Annotated in this window: 9 protein-coding genes and 1 riboswitch; all 9 genes read right to left on the reverse strand. The window is 38.3% G+C overall.

The features are described from left to right. Nucleotides 1–106: 106 nt before the first annotated feature. The 9 genes from KHM83_RS16470 to guaB all read right to left on the reverse strand — a co-directional run bounded on the left by KHM83_RS16470 (nucleotide 107) and on the right by guaB (nucleotide 16,924). Complete coding sequence (locus tag KHM83_RS16470) at nucleotides 107–4,498, reverse strand: tetratricopeptide repeat protein (RefSeq protein WP_213238146.1); 4,392 nt, start codon at nucleotides 4,496–4,498, stop codon at nucleotides 107–109. Nucleotides 4,499–4,534: 36 nt separating this feature from the next. Continuing rightward, a complete protein-coding gene (locus KHM83_RS16475) occupies nucleotides 4,535–4,816 on the reverse strand; it encodes a RyR domain-containing protein (RefSeq protein ID WP_213238147.1) in 282 nt (93 codons plus the stop codon). Between the two features lie 11 nt (nucleotides 4,817–4,827). After that, complete coding sequence (locus KHM83_RS16480; RefSeq protein WP_213238148.1) at nucleotides 4,828–8,955, reverse strand: protein kinase domain-containing protein; 4,128 nt, start codon at nucleotides 8,953–8,955, stop codon at nucleotides 4,828–4,830. Next, nucleotides 8,948–9,700 (reverse strand): protein phosphatase 2C domain-containing protein, encoded by a 753-nt coding sequence (locus KHM83_RS16485; protein ID WP_213238162.1) that lies wholly within the window; start codon nucleotides 9,698–9,700, stop codon nucleotides 8,948–8,950. Before KHM83_RS16485 ends, KHM83_RS16480 begins: the two co-directional genes overlap by 8 nt. Before the next feature lie 54 nt (nucleotides 9,701–9,754). Further along, nucleotides 9,755–11,767, reverse strand: a complete 2,013-nt coding sequence (locus tag KHM83_RS16490) for a hypothetical protein (RefSeq protein WP_213238149.1) — start codon at nucleotides 11,765–11,767, stop codon at nucleotides 9,755–9,757. Between the two features lie 88 nt (nucleotides 11,768–11,855). Next, a complete protein-coding gene (locus KHM83_RS16495) occupies nucleotides 11,856–12,254 on the reverse strand; it encodes a hypothetical protein (RefSeq protein WP_213238150.1) in 399 nt (132 codons plus the stop codon). A 176-nt stretch (nucleotides 12,255–12,430) separates the two neighbouring features. After that, a complete protein-coding gene (locus KHM83_RS16500) occupies nucleotides 12,431–13,423 on the reverse strand; it encodes a toll/interleukin-1 receptor domain-containing protein (RefSeq protein ID WP_213238151.1) in 993 nt (330 codons plus the stop codon). 245 nt (nucleotides 13,424–13,668) lie between these two features. Then, nucleotides 13,669–15,201 (reverse strand): glutamine-hydrolyzing GMP synthase, encoded by a 1,533-nt coding sequence (guaA, locus tag KHM83_RS16505; RefSeq protein WP_213238152.1) that lies wholly within the window; start codon nucleotides 15,199–15,201, stop codon nucleotides 13,669–13,671. Nucleotides 15,202–15,454: 253 nt separating this feature from the next. Further along, nucleotides 15,455–16,924, reverse strand: coding sequence for an IMP dehydrogenase (gene guaB / locus KHM83_RS16510; protein ID WP_213238153.1), 1,470 nt, complete (start codon nucleotides 16,922–16,924; stop codon nucleotides 15,455–15,457). A gap of 254 nt (nucleotides 16,925–17,178) precedes the next feature. Next, nucleotides 17,179–17,280: riboswitch (purine riboswitch) on the reverse strand. Between the last annotated feature and the right edge of the window lie 150 nt (nucleotides 17,281–17,430).

The raw sequence follows: 17,430 nt of genomic DNA on the forward strand, positions 1-17,430 counted from the left end.
GATATACTAATTGTAAATGATTTAAGTTAGTCACTTATTAGGGGGGAGATTTTTATGCAAAAAGAGACCTCTTAGATTTTCAAGAGACCTCTTTTTTAGGTTAAAGCTATTCGTATTGATTTAAGATTGCAACATATTCGTTTTTGATGAAATCAAATTCTTCTTTAGTTGCGACTTTTTTAGCAACTGATATGAGTGATTCTAAGAGCACTTTATAATTTTCAAGAAATTCTTCCGGTTGCTTAATTAGAAGATTTTTGTAAATTTTTAAACTTTCAATCCTATGTTTTAGTTCGTTTGAAAAATCTTCTATTTGACTTAAATATTGTGATTTATTATGGTAGCAAACCGCTAGATTGTGCCACGTCGTCCATAAGGATGGATAGTCCTCGCCATACGCCGTTAGGCGTTTTTCTGTTACTTTTTCATACAGGGCAATCGCTTCGTCATATTGGCCTTTTAATCTCAGTGCGCCGGCTAGATTGTGCCACGTCGTCCATAAGGATGGATAATCCTCGCCATACGCCGTTAGGCGTTTTTCTGCTACTTTTTCATACAGGGCGATTGCTTCGTCATATTGGCCTTTTGATCTCCGTGCGCCGGCTAGATTGTTCCATGTCGTCCATAAGGATGGATAATCCTCACCATACGCCGTTAGGCGTTTTTCTGCTACTTTTTCATACAGGGCGATTGCTTCGTCATATTGGCCTTTTGATCTCCGTGCGCCGGCTAGATTGTGCCACGTCGTCCATAAAGATGGATAGTCCTCGCCATACGTCTTTGACATCTTTTCTGCTACTTTTTCATACAGGGCGATTGCTGAGTCATATTGGCCTTTTGATCTCAGTGCCCCAGCTAGATTGTTCCACGTCGTCCATAAATCTGGATGGTCCTCGCCATAGGTTGATTTATCTTTTTCTGCTACTTTTTCGTACAGGGCGATTGCTTCATCATATTGGCCTTTTGATTCTAAAGCCCCTGCTAGATTGTGCCACGTCGTCCATAAGGCGGGATAGTCCTCACCATACGCCGTTAGGCGTTTTTCTGCTACTTTTTCATACAGGGCAATCGCTTCGTCATATTGGCCTTTTGATTCTAAACCCCCTGCTAGATTTCCCCATGTCGTCCATAAGGATGGATAGTCCTCGCCATACGCCGTTAGGCGTTTTTCTGCTACTTTTCTATACAGGGAGATTGCTGTATCATATTGTCCTTTTGATTTTAGTGCAAAAGCTAGATTGTGCCACGTCGTCCATAATTCTGGATTGTCCTCGCCATACGCCGTTAGGCGTTTTTCTGCTACTTTTTCATACAGGGAGATCGCTGTATCATATTGTCCTTTTGAGTTCAGTGCTCCTGCTAGATTATCCCATGTTGTCCACAAGGATGGATAATCCTCGCCATAGGTTGATTTTCCTTTTTCTGCTACTTTTTCATACAGGGCGATTGCTTTGTCATATTGGCCTTTTGATTCTAAAGCGCCGGCTAGATTGTTCCACGTCGTCCATAAGGATGGATAATCCTCACCATACGCCGTTAGGCGTTTTTCTGCTACTTTTTCATACAGGGCGATTGCTCCGTCATATTGGCCTTTTGATTCTAAAGCGACGGCTAGATTGTGCCACGTCGTCCATAAGGCGGGATAGTCCTCACCATACGCCGTTAGGCGTTTTTCTGCTACTTTTTCATACAGGGCAATCGCTTCGTCATATTGGCCTTTTGATTCTAAACCCCCTGCTAGATTGTGCCACGTCGTCCATAAGGATGGATAATCCTCGCCATACGTTGATTTTTCTTTTTCTGCTACTTTTTCATACAGGGCGATTGCTTCGTCATATTGGCCTTTTGATTTCAGTGATAAGGCTAGATTTCCCCACGTCGTCCATAAGGTTGGATAATCCTCGCCATACGTTGATTTTTCTTTTTCTGCTACTTTTTTATACAGGGCGATTGCTGCGTCATATTGGCCTTTTAAACTCAGTGCACTGGCTAGATTTCCCCACGTCGTCCACAAGGATGGATAATCCTCACCATACGCCGTTAGGCGTTTTTCTGCTACTTTTTCATTCAGAGTGATTGCTTCGTCATATTGGCCTTTTGAGCTCAATGCGTTGGCTAGATTGTGCCACGTCGTCCATAAGGATGAGGAGTCCTCACCTTTTAAACTAACATGTAAGTCACTTTGGTTTTTTAAAAGTCTCATTTGACTATCATAGCTACCGTAGTAACCTAAAATATTCGAGCATTTATTGACTAAATATTCTCTAAGGTTAGTGTGATCTAACTCTAATATCTCTTTAAGAATCTCCGATAAAATATCATCGATCTTCTCTTCTTTAAACACATTCCCAATACTTTGCTCTAACTCATCATAATGTTCCATACATAAGATAACAAACGTACTCAGGTTACTAATGAGAGTACTATAGTCTTCTTTAGATTTGAGGCTGACGACCTGATAAAAGAATTCTGAAATATTGTTTGAAGTGGCTTCTTCTTTAGTTCTATCTCTAAAAAATTCTAGGAGTTCTCGCCTTGCACTTAACTCGCCATCAAATTTATAGGACTCATGTATCGCCTCAACGATATAGCTATGGTAAAACCTATACTGGCCTTCTGTTATAATCATATGGTTTTCAAGCATGGAAAGTACCGGCGTATATGCGATTGCCTTGTATTTTTTTTCAAGTAATGCTCTGATTTCTTCATCATATAGACCATTTCTAGAATAGACAAATAGCGTACAGATGGCTTTGACGATCTCAGGTGTATAGATCGTTTCATAGTACTTGATTAATTTTGTAAAAACTTCCCTCAGATCTAAACTCGTATAATAATAGTTTAATAGCTGTACCATGCAGTGGATGTCTGAAGGATCCTCGATAACTTCATCATGTAGATGGTTTTTTATCGTTTCAATATCCATACGTCTGCTTTCCATAGCGTCATCGTGTTTTGAATGACGTATTAAAGGAAGGCCAGACATGGTCATTTCCCGCAAAATCAATGTCAAAAATAAGGGGGTATTCTGAAGTTTTCCATTTTGTGAAATCAAATAGTCATGCACTAAAGGATCTAGCTTCTTTGCATTACTATTAAGATAAGCACTAATGTATGCTCCCTTTGCCTTTTCTGTAAAAGGCTTTAGTTCTATTGCCAAGGCACGATTAGGATTAAGCTTTGCCATTTCATAATAATCCGTTGTGGTACTAATGATGAGTTTGACATCCTCTTTGAGCACATAGGGTAGGTAGTTGAAAAAATGGTCCCACTGATTGTCATTCGCCATTGATATTTGATTTACGCCATCTAAAATGATAATGGTAGGGCTTTTCAGTTTAGCAAGCCATTCAGACAGGGACGTTCTTAATTGTTCTTTATCTAGCTCTACCTGACCTTCTATCTGATTTAGGCGGTTGACTTCTTCTGCGATGAACCTAATGACGCTCTCTATACTACTAATGTTGTTGTCACTTCCCACATAGCAGCGTATAAGCTGATAGGTTTTCTTTTCCTCATTATGTGCTATGATGCCTTGTGCAGCCCTGCTGAGCAGGGCACTTTTGCCTACACCAGATGCCCCGTGGATGATTAATGGCTTGTTTTGTGCTTCTGAACTCGTAACATATTTTTTTATGCTGTTATCTTCAGGTCTTTTGACATAGTAAGTGGTCTTGGCTTTTTCAAAAATATGATAGTTCATGTATTGCTTTTGTTCGTCGTTGAGTTTGAGATCGTCAAACCTTTTGATCTCGGTAAAACCTTTTTTATGTAAGTCATGAATCAAATCTTCACTAATTAGCCTTGTTAGGTCATTTAGTACCATTGTTGCAAGGGACCCTTTGTCTTCAAAGTCACCTCCATAGTAGCCTTTATCTTTAATTTCATTTTTTAGGCTATTCAGCTTTTCTATTTTTTCTGTTGTAGGGATATGATCCTTTGATTTTTCATTGGCTCTAAACTTATAGGCTTCCCTCGTGCCATCCCCAAAATAAAATTTTGTCACCAGTGGTTTTTCATCAGTTTGACCCATCTGTTGATTGACCCAGTCCCGATCTAAAACACCAAATCTGATTTCCATTTCCGTAATGCTGATATTTTTTTCAAAGTATGCTTCCAAAATAGCTTGGTACTCATTATAAAACTGGTAATTTTCTCTTAATGTCAGTTGTGGTTCAAAATTTTCAGCCGACGTCTTTTGAGGAATTGTCCCATAAGACCGCCCTAAAAGACCTATAAAGTAGGGCTGGGCGGCATTGACCTCTTTTAGGCATGTGGCAATGAGATATTCAGGATTTTGATCTTCATTGTAAACGCCCCACCTTAGGTCGATCACGCTGATATTGACACCTATCTCTCTAAACTTCTTTTGAATACTTGGAAACACCTCATTTTTAAGGATTATTCTTTCTTCAGTAAGGTCATCAAAGGTTGATGATAAAAATATTTTAATGTTTCTAGGCAGCGCCATAATGAGCTGCCTATCTCTTTCATTCATTTGGCTTTTCCCCTTCTTTTATTTTAGTGTAATCTGCTATTCTTTTTCGATCTTATAGCCCATTTTAATGATAAGTTTTAGGGTTTCGAGGGCTGAATTACGGTCATATGCTTTTTCGCTTTCATCGAGGTCTTCATAAGGGACGAGAAGGTGTGTCGTCTTGGCAATCGGATCTTTTGTTTCACCGTAGCGCCAGCCTTCTGAAATTCTGCCGACCGCCCATACGTCGTGGACGTTTGCTGCAATTTTCTCTGTGAGGTCTAATAGGTCTTGTGAGAGTTTAATCTCACTGGTATCAATGGGTTTTGGGGTATACATAGTGCCTCCTTTTAGTTTTCCATCTTTAATTTTAGGGTTTCTCCTATTTTTAGGATAGCCTCTGGTGATGAGATGAGCATGTTTTTTAAGTGACTAAAGTCTATATGCATGCTTGCAAAGCCCTTGGTCACAACCATGTCATCGCTTTCTTTGTTAGTGTCGGTAAGTCTCATTAGGTGTTGATCTATCGCAACGTCATCAAAGTAGCCAGTTTTAAGAACTTCGTAGTAGGTGTAGATTTTTAACATCTCATCTGGCTGCGTCATGATACGCTTGATTCTCTCAGATGAATAGACAAAGCTTGCTGTACTTTGTATTTCATCTATTTCTAATGCATTGATAAAGCTAAGTTCAGCCATTTCTTTGAGCTTTTCTAAAATCTCTTGCTCTGAAGGCTCTATTATTATTTTATCGACTTTAAGGTCGTTATACCATATTAAGAGTCTTTTTTCACTTTCAGAGTGCTTTTTCTGAATATTTATCAATCGTTCGTCAATAAAGCGTGTTGGATCTGAAAATAGTATTTGGCAAGCCTGCTGATAAGATTCATCCATTATAAGTTTAATCTTACTTGTATCAGAGGTATACCGCCTCACTTTTGAACCTTCAAATAAAACACCTGCGTCTATTAGGGATGAAATCAGTTTTTTGACACCTTTGTAGGTATAACTTGGTAAAAATAAATTTGTCTCTGATAGCCTTGGTGCTTCAATAGGCCCTATTGTCAATGCTAACACCAGATCGTTTTGATCTGAGAAGTTTTTTAGCACACCACATAGATGATGCCATGCGTTAATACTTTGAAAAAAAGCTTCTTTTGAGCCCTTTAGGCAATAGTGTCCACTGTAGACATCCCATAGTTTTTCATAGTCTAGCGCATATTCTAATGGTCTTGATTCGCATGTGAATTGTCCTGACCGTATTGAAAGGTCATCTACACTGATAAATGAATGGTCTTCAATATACGCTAAATTCTCACACCTTGTTATTTTGCGAAAAGCTTTATTTGAAACATCGAATTCAAAATAAGGTAGCTTTTCCTTTATCGCTTTTTTATACTGCTGATTATGACGAGACATTTGAAATAGATCTGTTGAACCATCATAATAGTCAATCATTCTTTCGAACAGTAAAGGAACTATTTTTTTTATAGCGTCAATTTCATCATTACAAATAATACACTCATAGTCAAAGCCTGATATTTTTGTTTTTAGTAATTCTAAATTAGAGTACAGGTCATTTTGAGCCTCTGCTATAAGCTTATCACAGACAGCAACCAATAGCCCAATCTCCATATGCATATTTTTACGTTTCATGAAGCTGCTTATAGCTGATAGTGTCTTCACCAGCGTGGTGAGTCTCTGTGGTTTATCAAAGTAATAGGTAAAGCTTATTTTTTGGGGGTTAATCATCATCGCTGATGTGATATTTTTCAAATTGGTGTTTATGGTAATATCACTATCGTAACCATCATACAGCGCTAGGGCTAGATGGGTCTTTGTCTGATATGTCAAGATAAAGGGGATTTTTCTCACAAGGATTTCATCGTATGCTTTATAGTTCCGGTATAGGTTGCGCTCTATAATTGGGAAAAAATATCGCTTAATCTGCTCTAGCCGCAGTTTGATTTCGTCTTGATCTTCTTTTGCCATAGGTGTTATCGCGTTTATTAACTCATTATGGAAGTAGCTAAAACGTTCTGTATATGCCCTGTTGCCATTGATGATATGTTCAAGACAGGAGGTGTAGTGGTTATAGGCAATGATAATGTTCTCACCTACATTTTGCACAAGCTCTTCAATAACCAATAGGTCTTTTTGATAGCTGTCTCTTAAAGCGAGTCTCTGCTCGGCGTAGGTTTTAAAGCACTGATGTAATCCTATAGAAACATGGTCGAGCTCATCAAGAGCTGCATCAATCTCTGGATCATCCCATTTTGCCTGGTTATTTTCAGCATAATCCGCCCTACTGAGTGGCATTTTTTCACTACAATCCACGAGACAAGGGTGCAACTTTTTAAGATGGTCTTTAACACTACCATTCACTACACAATAGTTAAAATCAATCTCGCCATGAGGATTTCTTGGCGCATCCCAGCCATCAACGACTTTTTCGATGACCCATCTGCGGTGCTCGTACTTGACCATTTCAGAAAATATACTAGGAACCTTGATTGCATTAGCATAGGCTTTTGCCAAATCACTCAAGTCTTTATGGCGTTGATAGTCTATCCCTAAACTTTTTAATTTATACCGAATCCCCATGGCAAATGACATGGATGATTCATAGTTGTATTTTTCTTTAAAAGTCTTATATTCAGCTTGGAGATCAACACACCTGCTGTTAGCCCAAGAGAGATGGGTATTAAACGCCATACGCTCTAGCTCAGGATCAATAGAAGAAGGGGTTATTGGTTCATAAATCCGTATCGGCGAAGGCTTCCCCCTATTTGTTTTATCCCTACTTACATAAACTTCATCACTGATTAAGTAATTCACTGAACAGTTAACTTTGGAAGCTTTTGCCTTTCTTGCGTAACTATTTGCGATTGACCCATTCAGCTGATCATCGCCAAGTGCGACTAGGATATACTGAAAAGGCTGTGTTCTATGACACTTCATGAGTTCATCTATGATTTGTTGATTCATTTCGGCATCTTCTTTTGAAAAATGTTCCTTTTCTGTAGAGATGCTTTTGAAATTTAGATTTGCAAAAGGCGTCTTTTCATGATTTTGCCATTTGCCATTAATGTTTACAAAATTGCTGATGCCTTTTCTAAACTGTATGTACATCGCTTCATGGTCAGATGGCTTTTCAGTGATGGCTGTGATATTTAGGGTATAGTTTGGCACCTGAGCCGCTTGAAGTACTAGGTCGATAAACTTTTGTGCATAAGTCCCTGCCCCAATGACCAATACATCAATTGTATGAACCTTTTCTGGAACCCAATCCAGTAATGGCTTGTGATATAAAAGGTTTTGTAGCCTTGTGGTTACATTAATATGTTCCGGTTCTTTATCAATAAAGGCCAGTGTTTGGTAGCTTGAGGTTAAACTCTGATTATGAACACTTGGTAAAAGCTGAATACTCAAATTCTCGAGATCCTCTATGACGTATTCACAACAGCTATAGCGATTATCTGCATTAGGGTTTAAAGCCATTTTTAAGATATGGGACAATTTAGTCCTAAAGTATATGTTTTGACTGTATTCAGAGTTATTGAGAAGCTTTGACGATTTTACGAAATCATCAATATTTTTATAATATGCATCACAGTAAGGTTCATTTTCTAAACCATCAATGATGATTAGAGCATTAAAGAGCATGGCACCAATCGCATAAATGTCTGAACGGTTATCGGCTTCTCCTCTTGCGACTTCTGGTGCTCTATAACCTAGTGTACCCGCAATGGTTTTATAGTCACTATCCACTTTATAGAGGGTATTGAGGTCGAACATTGATATGGCGTAAGGATTAATCTCAAGATTACTGTCATGTAATGCGAGAAAGTTTGAAGGTTTTATATCAAGATGTAAAAGCCCTGCAGTGTGCAAGGCTTTAATCCCATCTGTAATGGTTGTGATGACCTTGATGGTATTAAATATTTTTGTTGCGGGCGATTGGTTTGGATTCTCTTTGATATACTCTAAATACTGATCAAAGGTTTGCCCCTCTTTGTCATCAGGAGTCCACACATAAACACTCGCTTGTTCTGTAACGTCATTGGTATACCCGTATAGGATTTTATAGGCGGGTATGTAATTGTTTAGGATTTCATGACTCTCGCGGGTTTCTTTGCCGCATTTAATGCTTTCAAGTGTTTGATAAACCTCGGCGAAATCATCACATAGCTGTCTATACCTTGCTGTCATGGCTTCACCTACTGCAGTCAACTGATTGGTTGCCGTTCTTTTTAGGTGAAAATAATGTGGTGCTAACCCCTCAAGTGCTGTATCTCGTGGATAAAATTCCTTTAAACGTCCCATTTTACCGTCAATGCTAGCTTTATAGCAAATGGTAGATCCACCTTCGCCGACGATACCACTAATACGACAGGTTTCTGGATTTTCACCATTTTTATATGGCGATAATGTAATGACATCATCTTTTTTTAATGCAAATCTATTATTCTCACTCACAAGTAGCCTCCAGAGTACTGATTGGTTCTAGTGTATTTAATATAAAGCTGCAGTCATCTTCAATTTCAATCCGATCAATGAGCTTGCAGATTAAGGGGTAGTCATTTTGTAGCATCGCATTTTGAATTGCCTCTGAGTATTTATGTCCTTTTAACAAATGGTGAAAACCATCTGAACAAATGAAAAAAGATACATCTACCCAAGCAGATATGATTTTTACCTGAGTATATTTATATGCCTCTTCAGTAGTCGTTAAGCAGCTGACATTTACGCCAAAATTGCGCGGTGGACTGATTAGGCTATATTGATGGTCTTTTTTTAAAAATATGGCGCCATCGCCTAAATTGAACATGAGTACCCTGTGCAACATTTTATCAATAAAACAAAATGCTAATGTACTGCCAAACTGATCCACTGGTTTATCCATAGTTTCAGCATACTTTTTTATTTTACTAAAAACCTGTTCATTGATTAAAAAGGCTATTTTACTTTCATTCCAGTCAAAGATTTCAGATCCTACCAGAAAAAGATAATCCTTTACTGTATTGCAGGCTATTTTCGCTCCTAAAGCACTCTCACTACATGCTGAAGCACCATCTGCTAAGGCTATGAGGTAAAATCTCTGATTTTCGTCTTTAAAGGTATAATCTTGATTTTCTTCATTTCTCCTTTGATGGTATCTGCCTATTTTACTGTAATACTTTGTGTCAATTTTTAATCCCCCCTTGGATTTGTTACCTTTAATATACTATGACTTTAATGTGGCTTTTTTAGGGGGGAGATTTTTAGTCCATTTAACTTAATATACGTCAATTTGAGAATCAACATACCATAGGTAAAGCGAAAAAATCACATACATATCTAAAATATTCTTTTCATAGATTTTCTGATACCTGCACTCCTCTAAAATCTTATTAATCCCATTTGAGGTGATTCGTTCCCCTGTATCATCCCCACTAACAAAGCGCTTATAAAATTTATTCATCTCTTTTATCTCAAGGTCATTTTTAAGGTCAACATTCTCATAGATAAAAACACAGACATAAAGCAAAATCAAGTTTGTACGTGAGGCTTCGATTTTTGTTATATCCTTCATCTCATGGATTGTATTTAATTTTTGGTCAATCTTTTCAAGGAGCGAACTGAATGATTTATCATTTAGCATGTTTTTAATTCTCGCATCGTTATTTGCTTGATTTTCAAAATAAGACAGTAGATTTTGCAAGTCTGTCGCTAGCTGGTCTGGTAACTCATTACGATAAACTCTAATTTTCTCCATCAAGGTGTGTAGATATTTTTCGGCTGTGAACTGATTTGATGCAGCTAAAAAATCGCTTTTTTCTCGGTTATCCTTAAAATCATAATTTGATGCAATATAATCTATGAATGCTTCTTCTGATAACATTAGTATATTACTTTGTAAATTATTTTTATATAGGATCGTTTCTTTTGGCATTGATTTTTTGGGCATCTTTTTTAGTGCCTGATGACGCTTTTTACATGCATCAATCATTTGATGTATGCGTTTGAGCTTTTCAGAAGATGTTAAAGCAAAGTCTCTTCTCGTAATATAGTAAATATAGATTGCTTCAACAAAGTTCTTAAAATTTATACCTTCACTGGTAGGTTCTTTCTCTTGACTGCTCTTATCCTCTAAAAAAGTTTTATTCGAGACGTATCTGAGATAATTATCCCCGTAAAAGTCATAGAATAGATTCTTTTCAAGATCGCGTGAAGCATCATAATCACCACTTTCATGATCAAAGTAATACATAAGGTCAAACGCAACTGCAAATGGATACAAGTAGGACTTCGTCGCGCCATTCGTATAGAATGCGCCATTTGCAAGGCTATTTGAAAGCTTTAATAGAAAATTGTTATCTGATATAACGTTATCCTTAGCTGCATCATATTTTTCCATTAATGAAGCAATTTTTCCTTTACTTGTTGTGTAACTGATAGGCTTAAGGTGTTCTCTGTATTCTTTTTCAAGCTGAGTTACGGTGTGCATGACTTCTGTAGATTGCTCAAATTCTAACCAATTAATTTGCTTACAATCTAGAAAAACTTTAATAAATTCACTTATATCTTGAGGATTTATCTCGTTTTTTTCTAGCTCAGGGGAAAACTTTTTTATAGATATAAAACGTTCTTCCAGCTGTCCTGAAACGACAAAGCCCTCTTTTCCAAGTTTTTCAACGTGGAGTTTTTTATTAAGATATTTTATCAGTTTAATATTGCCAAGATAGCTCTCACCAAATCTAAATAGTGAATCGTCAATTTTATTTATGATGAATACCCTGGCATCATTTCCTTTTAATTTTTTATATTGTTTCTTTTCATCAGCAGAAAAAGTTCTTTCAATGCGCTTAATAATGGGCTTTGTATAATAATCTGTTACGCCAATCATATGCTTAAGGATTCTAACCCTTAAGGGATCACCTGAGAACTTATCACCAAGGCGCTGATTTACAATCCGCTCTATATAATTCTCTGATGCCGGAAAGGCTTTATAGACACTATACATCTCTAAAAGCAATATTTTTTTAAGCTCTTTACGCGTTGGAATTTTTCCCAGTTCATCTTTAATTGTTGCTTTATCTAGCAAAAGTTCTATCGATATTTCATATGCTATACACATTTCTCTAAGGACTTTTTTCTTACTCGGTGCCCCTGATTTTTCTTTTGGATTATTAATCCTTTTAATCATATATTCAAAATCTTCTCTGCAATAATACTGTGGTATATTGGTGATTGACCCTGATATGATTTTTTTTAAGTTTGCTGTAATATTCTCATTCAATTGACTCATCTGGCACCTCCTAGAATTTGTATATTAATATTATGCAATAATATTGGATAGAATAATAGCCCTCTTGTACTTGAGGGCTATTGGTAGGTTATTGATATGCTATTTTAGTTAATATATTTCCAGGTAGTGTGTATATAATAGCACCTTCATCTTTTGCAGCCTTATATAATTTTTTTGCAACTCTATGGTAATTAAAAGTTCTTCCAGACAGTACAAGTACAACTGTTTCTCCCTCTGCATTTAAACTGTATGTTGCCATTCCCTTTGCAACAACCGCATACATACCCGCCTGTAAATCTAAATTTTTTGCCATTTGGTAGCATTGCTCACTGTTATAGTAAGTATATGTCCCAACTGTAAATCCATACATATTTTTATATGGGTATGGACCATCACTTCTCCCTCTTACAGTACCTGCAAAAGAAGATACCATAAAACTCGATATAACGGTGACAATTAACATTAAAGTAATCCATTTTTTTAACATATGATTCCTCCCTAGAATTATTTTGTGTGAATTTCTTACAATTTAAAAGTTGATAATCATTAATATTTCTGTCAACTACTATTACAATTATTATACGGTAACAAAAAATTAATTCTTCTAGGGGGGAGGTTTTTGTCAACTTCTTTACAGGTTATTATAAATAATCATTTCATAGGTTATTCAAGAAAGGTATTGATCTCAGAAATACTGAAATCACCACGCCTTACCTCAAGGTATTCCGGAAATATTACAAAGCAAATTTCAGTAATCTCATCCCATCCATACTCATCTCCTGATAAAAATGGCACGTGAATTTCTTGATCCAGAGACTCGATAGCATTTACATGTTCAAGAATTATTTCATTTCTTGGTCCTGATTTTATTTCAAGCTTTATTTTCTTAATCTTTTGGTATGCATTCTTTACTTTGAATTGAAAGAATGCCTCTTCCTGAGCATTGTCAATCATAGCTTCTAAGTTGATCGGTTTTCTATATTTCAACACCATACTTGTAAATGTTGGTTTTTCGTTATTTTCATTAACTGCATCAAAATTAAACGCAATGTTCACTTCTTTATCATTGCCGATTTTTGTTACTTGAAGGGCTTCAGGCACACCATTACTACTAATATTGAGAATTTTCGACCGTGTCACGAGATTTGATGCATTTGTTTGTTGAATTAACTCAGAAATCGTTTGATGAAAATCTTCAATCTGCTTTAAGTACAACTCAATATCGCCATCGATTACACCGATATCAATCAATTTTGTTACAAGGAGTTTTATTTCACCTTCTGTATTTAGACCAATTGCCTGTGTCGTATGTATTGGTGTATTATTAAGAACAGCAGTATTAATTGGGTGTAATACCAAAGGAAATAAATACTTATTCGTATCTTCATTTTTAGCTTCAAATAATTTCATCCATGCTGCGCCTAATTCCATCACACAAAACTTACTCGCTAAATATTCTTCACTTAATATAGCAATAAACACATCTGCATTATTTAAACCATTAATGATCTTGTTTAGAAAATCCTCACCTACGTTTAAATGTCCTTCCATAGATGAACAGAATAATGTCACATTAGGATTCAAATCACTTATAAAATGTCCCAGTTCATTAACGATCTTTCTATTTTTTGATGAATGACTGATAAAAACTTTCATGATAAAACGCCTCCTATATTTAATCGTTTAGATTAGTAGTGAAAGAATATCATCTTCTAATTATTGGATATAATGTGAATAAATATATTCTTTCTCTATTTTAGAATATCAAAAATATTTCATAGGTGCTATATAGAATTATCAATCTACAAAGATTCGTTTATTTATCAAAATTATAAAATGTTGTTATCAGAATAAAAACCCCGAAAACACTGTATTAACAATGTCTTCGGGGTTTATCATTTCTACTCCCACTCAATCGTACTTGGCGGCTTACTCGTCACATCATACAAAATACGGTTAACCCCCGGTACTTCATTGACGATTCGTGAAGAAATTTTGTCGAGTACTTCGTATGGAATGCGCGCCCAGTCGCTGGTCATGCCGTCAATTGACGTTACCGCGCGAATGCCGATAGCATGGTTGTAAGTTCGCTCATCACCCATAACGCCGACGGAACGGATATTTGGAAGGACGGTAAAGTACTGCCAGATATCTCTTTCAAGGCCGTTCTTGGCAACTTCATCTCTTAAAATCGCATCCGATTCTTTGACGAGGAAAAGTGCTTCTTCGGTAATTTCACCGAGGATGCGAATGGCGAGACCCGGGCCTGGAAACGGCTGACGCCAAACGATATGATGCGGCACTCCGATTTCTTCGCCGACGCGGCGCACTTCATCTTTAAAGAGGTCGCGCAGCGGTTCGATCAGTGCGAGATCCATATCTTCAGGGAGTCCGCCGACATTGTGATGGCTCTTGATAACATCTGCTGTATCCGTTCCGCTCTCAATAACATCCGGATACACCGTGCCTTGTACGAGGTAATCTATATCAGTCAGTTTGCGCGATTCTTCTTCAAAGACGCGAATGAATTCTTCGCCGATGATTTTGCGTTTGCGTTCCGGATCTGAAACCCCTGCCAGTTTGCCTAAGAAACGTTCTTGAGCGTTAATGCGAATAAAATTCATGTGGAACTGTTCTGAAAATACTTTTTCCACTTCATCGCCTTCATTTTTTCTGAGGAGGCCGTGATCGACAAAGATACAGGTGAGCTGATCGCCAACAGCCTTGTGTACCAGCGTCGCCGCAACCGATGAATCAACACCGCCTGAAAGCGCACAGAGTACTTTTTTGCCGCCGACCTTTTCACGGATATGTTCAATCATGTTTTGTGCGAAATCGCCCATATTCCAGTCACCTGAACAGCCACAGATATCGTAGACGAAGTTCTTAATCAGTTTTCGGCCAAACGGCGTATGCTCAACTTCTGCATGAAACTGTACGGCATAGAGATTTTTATCAACATCCTTCATCGCCGCGACAGGGCAATTGTCTGTTGTCGCCGTAATCTCAAACCCTGCCGGCGCTTCGGAAACATAGTCAAAATGGCTCATCCAGCACTGCGAACCGTTATCAATCCCTATAAAAAGACCTTGATCATTGTGAATATTGAGTTTAATCTTCCCATATTCCTGCTGTGTTGCTCTGGAAACCTTCCCACCAAGCGTCTGTGCCATTAGCTGCATACCGTAGCAGATGCCTAAAATCGGCAACCCGAGTTCAAAGATTTCTTTATCCAAATGCGGTGCATTTTCTGCATATACGGAATTCGGTCCCCCTGTAAAGATGACGCCCATTGGATTTTTTTCCTTAATTTTTGCCAGTGCATGCCGCCATGATACGACTTCACTGTACACGCCCGCCTCTCTGACGCGACGCGCGATTAACTGATTATATTGCCCACCAAAGTCGACAATCATAATTAATTCATTGTTCACGAATTTGCCTCCCGGAAACTAAAAAGATAATATCACTGCTTCTATTTTACACGAGTAATCGTATTTGCGCCATGGCTTTGTACCATGGATTTTCACGACTTGAAAATCACATCCAAAAAAGATGCCGTTTAAAAACTGCTTTAAAATGACAGCGTCACGCAAAACGTGACGCTGGTTTAAGATTGCTCTGACACTTTTGAAAGTTCATTTTATATGCAACGCAGCTTATACGCTGTATGAATACAGCAAGCCATTAGTGATCGCTGCTCGAAATGCTATAGTTTGGCGGTTCTTTGGTAATGGAAATATCGTGTGGATGCGATTCTTTAAGGCCTGCATTGGTAATGCGGATAAATTTGCCGTTTGCCTTGAGATCTTCAATACTGCCAGTGCCGCAGTATCCCATCCCGGATCTTAAGCCGCCGACGAGTTGATAGATAATGTCCTTGAGGTAGCCCCTGTAAGGCACACGTCCTTCAACACCTTCCGGTACAAATTTTTTCGTATCGTTTTGGAAGTAACGGTCTTTGGAACCCGCTTCCATCGCTGCTGTAGAGCCCATGCCGCGATACATTTTAAAGCTTCTGCCCTGATACATGACGATTTCGCCCGGGCTCTCCTCTGTACCTGCAAAGAGTGAACCAAGCATGACGACATCAGCACCTGATGCAATGGCTTTTGGAATGTCACCGGAAAACTTAATTCCGCCGTCAGCGATCACAGGAATATCATAAGCTGCCGCAACTCTTGAACAGTCGTAAACAGCGGTTACCTGCGGCACGCCAATCCCTGCAACGACACGCGTTGTACAGATCGACCCAGGACCGATACCGACCTTTATGGCATCGGCACCGGCTTCGATTAAATCTTTTGTCGCTTCCGCCGTTGCCACATTTCCTGCAATGACGTCGAGATTTGGATAAGCATCTTTAATGACTTTAACCGCTTTAATGATGTTAATGCTGTGACCGTGTGCCGAGTCAAGCGCGACGACATCAACGCCCGCTTTTACCAACGCCTCGACGCGTTCCATCATATCACTGCCAATTCCAACTGCGGCGCCTGCGAGCAATCTGCCTCTTTCATCTGTCGCGCGAAGCGGGTATTTAACGGTTTTTTCAATATCTTTAATAGTAATAAGCCCTTTGAGCAATCCCGCTTCATCTACGAGCGGTAATTTTTCAATTTTATGCTTTCTGAGAATTTTTTCAGCGTCTTCCAACGAAATGTCGGCAGGTGCTGTAATAAGCTCTTCCTTTGTCATGACGTCAGAAATCTTAGCCTGCATATCCGGTTCAAAACGAATATCGCGGTTCGTGATAATCCCGACGAGTTTTTCATTTGCATCCACGACGGGAACACCTGAAATACGGTATCTGGACATGAGGTTTTCAGCATCCTGAACAATATGATCCGGTGTCAATGAGAAAGGATCGACGATAACGCCGTGTTCACATCTTTTGACGCGATCCACTTCCAGTGCCTGTTTGGCAATGCTCATGTTCTTGTGAATAATTCCAAGACCGCCTTCACGTGCAATGGCAATGGCGAGCTTTGACTCTGTCACTGTATCCATGCCGGCACTGATAATTGGGATATTCAACATAATTTTCTTTGTAAGCTTAGTCTTTGTGCTGACTTCATTTGGGAGCACATATGACTTCTGTGGTATGAGTAGGACGTCATCATACGTCAATCCCTCTTTGACGAGCTTATCTTCCATGTATCTCTTCCTCCAAATCTCGATCTGCATCGATCGCTCAATAGTCTTGAACCGACGATACGCTAATCACTAATATCTGCGTTTCAATTTCTACTTTTAATTTTCACGGTAAATTCATCCGAAAATACAGTTATTTTAGCCATTTAAGGCAATTGTCTCATTTGCTATATACAATGGCCACATTGAATTGAAATCAAAAAAGACAACCCTGGAGTTGTCTCTAAACGCTCTCACCATGTCAAATGAAACATGCATAAGATTCAGCAACAACCCATAGTGTGGTAATGCTAGGCTACCACGTAGAAACATCCAAGCCATCTCATTGGAAATATATGAGTTCTGTGATTCAGTTCTGTAAATTTATTAATACTCAAATTATCACGTTTGCAGGGGTTTGTCAACAAGGGACTTGCAATTAATTAACGACTTATTGTTAATTTTTTTTAATAGCGCACAATCCGCTAAATTCCACGTTCATTTATGTTAAAATAGAGCTAATTACAATC

Source organism: Fusibacter paucivorans, from assembly GCF_018390735.1.
Classification (GTDB): Bacteria; Bacillota; Clostridia; order Peptostreptococcales; family Acidaminobacteraceae; genus Fusibacter; species Fusibacter paucivorans.

What these genes read in the sequence shown, in the direction of transcription:
- KHM83_RS16470 (WP_213238146.1), bottom strand. Translation starts at nt 4,498, where the DNA reads ATGAATGAAAGAGATAGGCAGCTCATTATGGCGCTGCCTAGAAACATT.
- KHM83_RS16475 (WP_213238147.1), bottom strand. Translation starts at nt 4,816, where the DNA reads ATGTATACCCCAAAACCCATTGATACCAGTGAGATTAAACTCTCACAA.
- KHM83_RS16490 (WP_213238149.1), bottom strand. Translation starts at nt 11,767, where the DNA reads ATGAGTCAATTGAATGAGAATATTACAGCAAACTTAAAAAAAATCATA.
- KHM83_RS16495 (WP_213238150.1), bottom strand. Translation starts at nt 12,254, where the DNA reads ATGTTAAAAAAATGGATTACTTTAATGTTAATTGTCACCGTTATATCG.
- KHM83_RS16500 (WP_213238151.1), bottom strand. Translation starts at nt 13,423, where the DNA reads ATGAAAGTTTTTATCAGTCATTCATCAAAAAATAGAAAGATCGTTAAT.
- guaB (WP_213238153.1), bottom strand. Translation starts at nt 16,924, where the DNA reads ATGGAAGATAAGCTCGTCAAAGAGGGATTGACGTATGATGACGTCCTA.